Annotated in this window: 2 protein-coding genes; one reads left to right on the top strand and one right to left on the bottom strand. The window is 54.4% G+C overall.

Translation table 11 applies throughout. The features are described from left to right. The coding region (locus D6694_09320) for a bifunctional folylpolyglutamate synthase/dihydrofolate synthase (GenBank protein ID RMH41195.1) at positions 1-150 on the bottom strand (150 nt) is incomplete at its 3' end. A gap of 169 nt (positions 151-319) precedes the next feature. On the opposite strand from D6694_09320, the gene D6694_09315 reads away from it, so the two are divergent. Continuing rightward, positions 320-673 (top strand): DUF3892 domain-containing protein, encoded by a 354-nt coding sequence (locus tag D6694_09315; protein RMH41194.1) that lies wholly within the window; start codon positions 320-322, stop codon positions 671-673. Positions 674-1,034: the final 361 nt, after the last annotated feature.

Genomic DNA, 1,034 nt, shown 5'->3' with positions numbered 1-1,034 from the left:
GGTGCCGGCGACATGGATGATCGGCGGCAGGCCGCGCTGGGGATCGCCAAGCCGCGCCAGAACCCGGCGCATGCGATCAAGCCCGAGATCGATCGCCCGGGGGTGCCGGCGCTCCAGTTCGGCAAGACGGTCGGCAAGGCGTGTGTCCATGTCCGCCGAGTTAGCCGTCCCGGCCCAATACCGCAAGAGATGTCCACGGGGTTCATCGCCCTGCATTCAAACGACGTCTGGCTTCTCTAACAGCGTAGAAACAGTTAAAATCACGCATTTCTGAAATTGCTCCGTTTGCAGAAACAAAAAGAAATTTTTATGGGAAGACTTGACAGGTTATACAACCATTACCATTATCTATTTTGCGCGATGGGGTGGCAGAATTGAAAAAGGCAAATTCCAAGAGGAGGTTGAAGGAATGGCCATTAGACGACGTGTTACTTGTGCCAGTCATGATATGGATGGCGACGTGACCCATATTGGCAACAGAGCCGAATGGGGGGTTGTGGACAAGTGGACTGCCATTTCCCAGATCGAAAGCGGCACCCACCACTATTATGTCTGCCAGCCCGGCACGTCACCGACGGCAATTGAAGTGATCCGAGGACCGACAGGTAAATACCTGCGCACCGTAGCCGATGGCCAGCCAGCCAACAATCTGGACAACCTGAGCGAATGCTGATGCCATTAGGGCGTTTCCAAATCCTCGGCCTCTTTTCAGGAGGTCGAGGATTTTCTTGATCATTTCATAGCCTCCGCCACAAGCAGATCTCTTTTCTCAGCAAACACCACAGTTCCCTGAGCAAGAGCAACCGAAACTTTCTACCTTATTATCGTATCAAGTTCCTGACATTCCGCCTTCCAGAACCCTTTTTCACTCTTGATAAGGTGCGGGGCCAGAAAAGAAAACGGTACAGGGCTGTCGATTCCTAACCCGCCGAATTCGCCTCCTCCTCAAGAAGGCCCTTCTTGCGCGCGAGCTCGCGCACGGCCTTCTGGACCTTCTCGAAGGCGCGCACCTCGATCTGGCGGATCCGTTCGCG

Source organism: Gammaproteobacteria bacterium, from assembly GCA_003696665.1.
Taxonomy (GTDB): domain Bacteria; phylum Pseudomonadota; class Gammaproteobacteria; order Enterobacterales.
This window is presented reverse-complemented; position numbering and strand designations above follow the sequence as displayed.